The sequence below is a fragment of the Clostridium psychrophilum genome (genome assembly GCF_018861705.1).
Classification (GTDB): Bacteria; Bacillota; Clostridia; order Clostridiales; family Clostridiaceae; genus Clostridium_AD; species Clostridium_AD psychrophilum.
This window is the reverse complement of record NZ_JAHLEC010000165.1, coordinates 1-4,925: the sequence shown is the minus strand read 5'-3', so window position 1 is coordinate 4,925 and position 4,925 is coordinate 1. Positions and strand designations below refer to the sequence as shown.

4 protein-coding genes and 1 pseudogene are annotated in these 4,925 nt (G+C 28.0%); all 5 read right to left on the bottom strand.

The window, feature by feature from the left end; all coding sequences use genetic code 11:
* Positions 1 to 108: 108 nt before the first annotated feature.
* Positions 109 to 2,166, bottom strand: a complete 2,058-nt coding sequence (locus tag KPL38_RS18185) for a flagellar assembly protein A (protein WP_216290548.1) — start codon at positions 2,164 to 2,166, stop codon at positions 109 to 111.
* Positions 2,167 to 2,234: 68 nt separating this feature from the next.
* Positions 2,235 to 3,119: an aminotransferase class IV gene (locus tag KPL38_RS18180; RefSeq protein ID WP_216290547.1), complete on the bottom strand. Its 885-nt coding sequence runs from the start codon at positions 3,117 to 3,119 to the stop codon at positions 2,235 to 2,237.
* A gap of 76 nt (positions 3,120 to 3,195) precedes the next feature.
* Complete coding sequence (locus KPL38_RS18175; RefSeq protein ID WP_216290546.1) at positions 3,196 to 3,840, bottom strand: HAD-IB family hydrolase; 645 nt, start codon at positions 3,838 to 3,840, stop codon at positions 3,196 to 3,198.
* A gap of 158 nt (positions 3,841 to 3,998) precedes the next feature.
* Entirely contained in the window at positions 3,999 to 4,397 is a 399-nt protein-coding gene (locus KPL38_RS18170; protein WP_216290545.1) for a DUF1292 domain-containing protein, read from the bottom strand.
* A gap of 152 nt (positions 4,398 to 4,549) precedes the next feature.
* Positions 4,550 to 4,925: pseudogene (locus KPL38_RS18165) on the bottom strand (pyruvate:ferredoxin (flavodoxin) oxidoreductase); the annotation flags it as partial.

The window sequence follows — 4,925 nt, the reverse complement described above, 5'->3', positions numbered from 1 at the left end:
AAATAATTACTAAATTTACCATTGTTCGTGTTATGCAATGGTCTTTTTGTTATGCAATGAAATTAACAACTACTTTCGCAAATTTACACTTGACTTTAACTAGCTGGTCTACATTATTAACTTATCAACAATCAATTCTCTAGTGTCATCTATATACGCATGAACATTTTTGCTAGGAACATCAAGAATGTATTCTCTATCCCCTATAATAAAACTAGTATTTTGATAAGCAATATCTGCCCATATTTGTCCATGTTTTTCTACAATAAGTTTTGTTGATACTCCTCCACTTCCCCCAACTATCTTGCATTTAATTTCTTTTCCTGCTTTAATAACTCCCCCACGAGCCAAGCTCTTATCATTTTGAAATATTATACTGTCAGTTGCCAACATCTGTGATATATATTCACCTTTACCAGTTAGAGTAATGTTGCCTGAGCTTTTAATTACTGAATCCTGACAATAATCTAGCACTACATTTACAGGAAGAGTTAATTCCATATCTAGTACCGATATTTTATTATCGATAATTAAAATTGCATCGTTTAATTCTAAATAATTTTTTAAGTTTAGAGTGCCAATATCAAGTATTTTATTTTTAATAATATACAATAATTCATCTTCAACATTTTCCTTTTGCAATATCTTTTTAGCTATTTTAAATGATGTCTGGTAAAGTTTTCTAAATTTTGTTTCAAGTAATGTTCTAACAAGTTCTCCATCGCTTGTACCTCTTTTTATAAGATTCATATCTTTTAATTGTTTTATAGATGCTATTAATTTCAAAAGATCGTCTTTCATGCTTTTTAAGTCACTTAAATACTCTAAAATTAATACATCTTCCTTCCCAGCTGCAATACTTGAATGAATCACATTATGTTTTACAACAACATCACCGCTGGCAGTAATTTCTGCTTCTGCTACATTATTTTTAATTAAAATAGAATTACCTGCTTGTACTTTCATGCCCTCATGCACATTGCCGCTTATAATTATATCTCCCACAAATTTAATATTACCTGTTTTTAAATCTACATCTCCTATTATTTTATGAGTTTTATAGACAAAAAAAGTACTCCCCCTAGATGCAGGTCTACCCTGCGTTGTTGCAACAACTGTGTTTCCATTTTCAATTTTACATCCTTCTCCTGTAGCAAGCTTTATTCTTTTAGCAATTTTTGTTTCAATATTCTTACCTGTGATATTTATTCCATTAACCCCATTTTTACCGGGATAAAGAATAGCAAGAACTTGTCCTTTTTCTACTCCTAACACTGAACCAATAGCTTTATAATCTATAACTTGTTCATCGTCATCATCATCATCATGATTTTTGATTTTTTGATTGTCCATGCTCTTATATTTTATTTCCACTCTATCATTTATCGCTTTTATATTTTTCTTTCCACTTGCAATAAGTAATTCTTTAATTTCACAATTCTTTACACATTTTATAATACTCATTTTTAAAATACCATATTTAATATTATTATTTAATAACTCCTTATTTATTTCAATTTCTGTAAACTTTGGTGGCATAATTTCTTCTTTAGCATCAAAATCTAATAATATTGAATTTGCTGGTTTGGAATCTTTTAGTTTATAGGTAATACTAGGTTTATAAGTAATGCTAATATATGCTTCCATCTTGTCCTTACTTGTTTTTAAATTCATATACCTCTTAGCTTCATCTTTTACAAAAGAAACATCAATAATACTTTTCTCAAGTACTGGTGCACTTAAACTAACTTTTTCATTATCCACATTTAATATTACATTTTTATTTGTAAAAATAACTGCTGGTTTTCCACCCAGACGTGGGTCTTTAACTATAAATTTACCTTGTTTAATTTCTATAGTTCCATCTAAATCATTATTATCCTCTGATTTTTTTGAATTCGTTTTTATATCGCCTATTTTTGTTGATTGTTCTTTAGCAAAAATTTCTTCTTTTGTAGACACTTTTTCTTTAAGAATATATTTATTATCTAGTCCTTGTATAACATCAATAGATATCACAGCATGTTTCTTAAATAATCCTTTTTTTTCTTCTAATATTAAATATTTGATTTTATCACTAGAAACACCCAAACTTACACTTGCCATATTCAAGCATTCTTGAACATTTGAGCCCTCAAATTTTTGGGTGCACTCCTTACCCTCCACTTATACCACCTCTTTCTATAGTAAATTGATAATATAATCCCACCATCTTATTATTTACTTTAATTGTTTTATTTGTTTATCGTATTATTTTCAATATACTTTACAAATTTCTGCTTATTATCGTGTAATTCAACATTGAACCCTTCCATTATTGTATTTATTATTAGATTTTTAGATGAATTAAATGATAATTCATTTACACTATTTATAGGTAATACATTAGGCGAAGTCCCAGATATAAACAATCCGTCATATGAATTAATATCTTTTTCCTGAATATTTTTTTCTTCAAATTTTATATTTAACTTGTCACAAGTTTTTATTATAAATTGTCTCGTTATGCCTGGTAACACATTAATAACGCTGGAAGTTACAACTGTAGAGCCTTTAACCATAAATATATTTGATTTACTACCTTCAGTAATAAATCCATCATTGTCCACCAAAATTGCCTCAAATACATTTTTATTACGAATCTGTTTATCTACCTTTTCTCTGAAATTATTATTAATAACTTTAGCATTTGGATTACTACGTTCTCCATGATAAATAATTGTTTTAACACCTTCAACATATTGCTTATTTGTTGGATACATATGCGGTATAAAAAATGCTAAAAATTTTTCAATCAAAGGATTATTATTTATTTTTTCCTCATGACTTTTAGTATAATTAATAACTATTTTTATATTTCCAACTTGTACATTGTTTTTATCTATCAATTTAAGAATTCTGTTTATAATCTCATCTTTTGTGATACTTACATTATATTTCATAATACTTGCAGAATTTTTAAGACGCTCCAAGTGTTCCTCAAGAAATATAGGAATTCCATCACTTATCCTTATAACTTCATATAACGATTTTCCTTCACTGGTATCGAACTTTTCAAATTCTTTGCTTTCTTTAATTACATCTCCATATAAAAAAAATTGGTTTACACACTTATTCATATAAATCCTCCCTATTATTTTTTGTTACTATAAAAATTATTGTTTTAATTAATGTCAATTTATTATACAAACTTTATTATTTCCATTTCAAAATTTCTATTTTATCATTTTTTTTCTTAAAATTTACTAAGTAAGGGTACCCAACTAAATTAAAAAGTGGTAAGTCCGATAGAGAGTCAGAAAACATACAAGAGTTTTCAAAATCGACTTCTACGTTTCCTTTCTTTAATACTTCTTTTAATCTTTTTACTTTTTCTTCGCCTTTACAATTTTCTCCTATTATTTTGTTTCTATGTAACCCATTTTCCTTAACAAAACGAGTTCCTATTACCTTATCTACTTCTTTTATATTATATAACTCACTTAAATAGAATTCAGCTGATGCAGAAATCAGATAAATTTTATACCCATCTTTCTTCATTTTCTTAATCATGTCAATAGCATCTTTGTACAATATTTTACTTAACCGTTTTTCATAAAATTCTTTGACAACTTTTTTCATATCATTTTCTTCTATACCATCAATAAACCTTATGAATGTTTTCTTTGCTTTTGATGCATCATATATCTTGAAAACATAAAAAATAGATGAAAGGATACTTTTAGGTAAATATTTTATATAGCGAGGATTCTTTTTTACCATAAAAAAATAGAACTCGACTAAAGTCTCTCGTTTAGTTAAAGTGTAGTCTACATCAAAAATTGCTAATTTTTCTTTCATCACTTAATCTCCTTCAAAATACCTCACTAATATTTTAAGGCAAGAGTATTTTTAATATATTATAATTAATGTTATAAATAATCAAATTTGTTAATAATTAATATAATTAATAAAGCTTAAAAAAGAGCCGATGCATCAGCAACGACTCTTTTTTAGAATTATTTCTCGTTTTTAATTAATTCTTCATAATATGCAGTTACTTCTGCAAATTCTTTATCTTCGGGAATAACTAATTCACCTGTTTCATCGTCTCCAATTACTTTAAAAAGATAAATTGAATCATCTTCAGGATTTTGAACTAGTGCATATTCGTTTTCTTTATAAGTAAATCCATCTACTATTTCACATGGAACTACGTTCCCATTTTCATCTTCTAAATCTACTGTTAATGCTTCTCCTTCTTCACAACCACAACCACAGCCTTCATTTTCGTGATCATGACCGCCACATCCACATCCTTCGTTTTTTTCATCATGTTCATGGCCACCGCATCCGCAATTTTCATGGTCCTGTTCGTGATTACCGCATCCGCAAGATGCTTTTTCTTCTTCATTCATAATGTAGTACCTCCTACTTTGAGTATAGTTTATATTTTACCCTAAATCATATGATTTTAAAAGGGTTTTTTGTATTTTTTTTGTTATATTTTTAAAAAGTAAAAGGAAGATGAAATTTAATCCATCTTCCTTTTGCTTTTTAGTTCTAAATACTATTTTTCACTAGCAAGTTTTTTGTAACCAGCTAATCTTTCTTTAGCATCATTTTCTGTTTTAACAAATAATTCTTCTGCTGTTTCTGGGAATGTTTTAGCAAGTGAAGAATATCTTACTTCACCCATTAAGTAGTCTCTAAATGATGTAGTTGGTGCTTTAGAGTCTAATACAAATGGATTTTTTCCTGCATCTTTAAGTGCTGGATTAAATCTATAAGTAGCCCAGTATCCTGATTCAACCGCTCTCTTAGTTTCAAGTTGTGTACAACCCATTCCAACTTTAAGACCGTGATTGATACATGGAGCATATGCTATTATAAGTGATGGTCCGTTATATGCTTCTGCTTCTTTGAAAGCTTTTAATGTTTGTGCT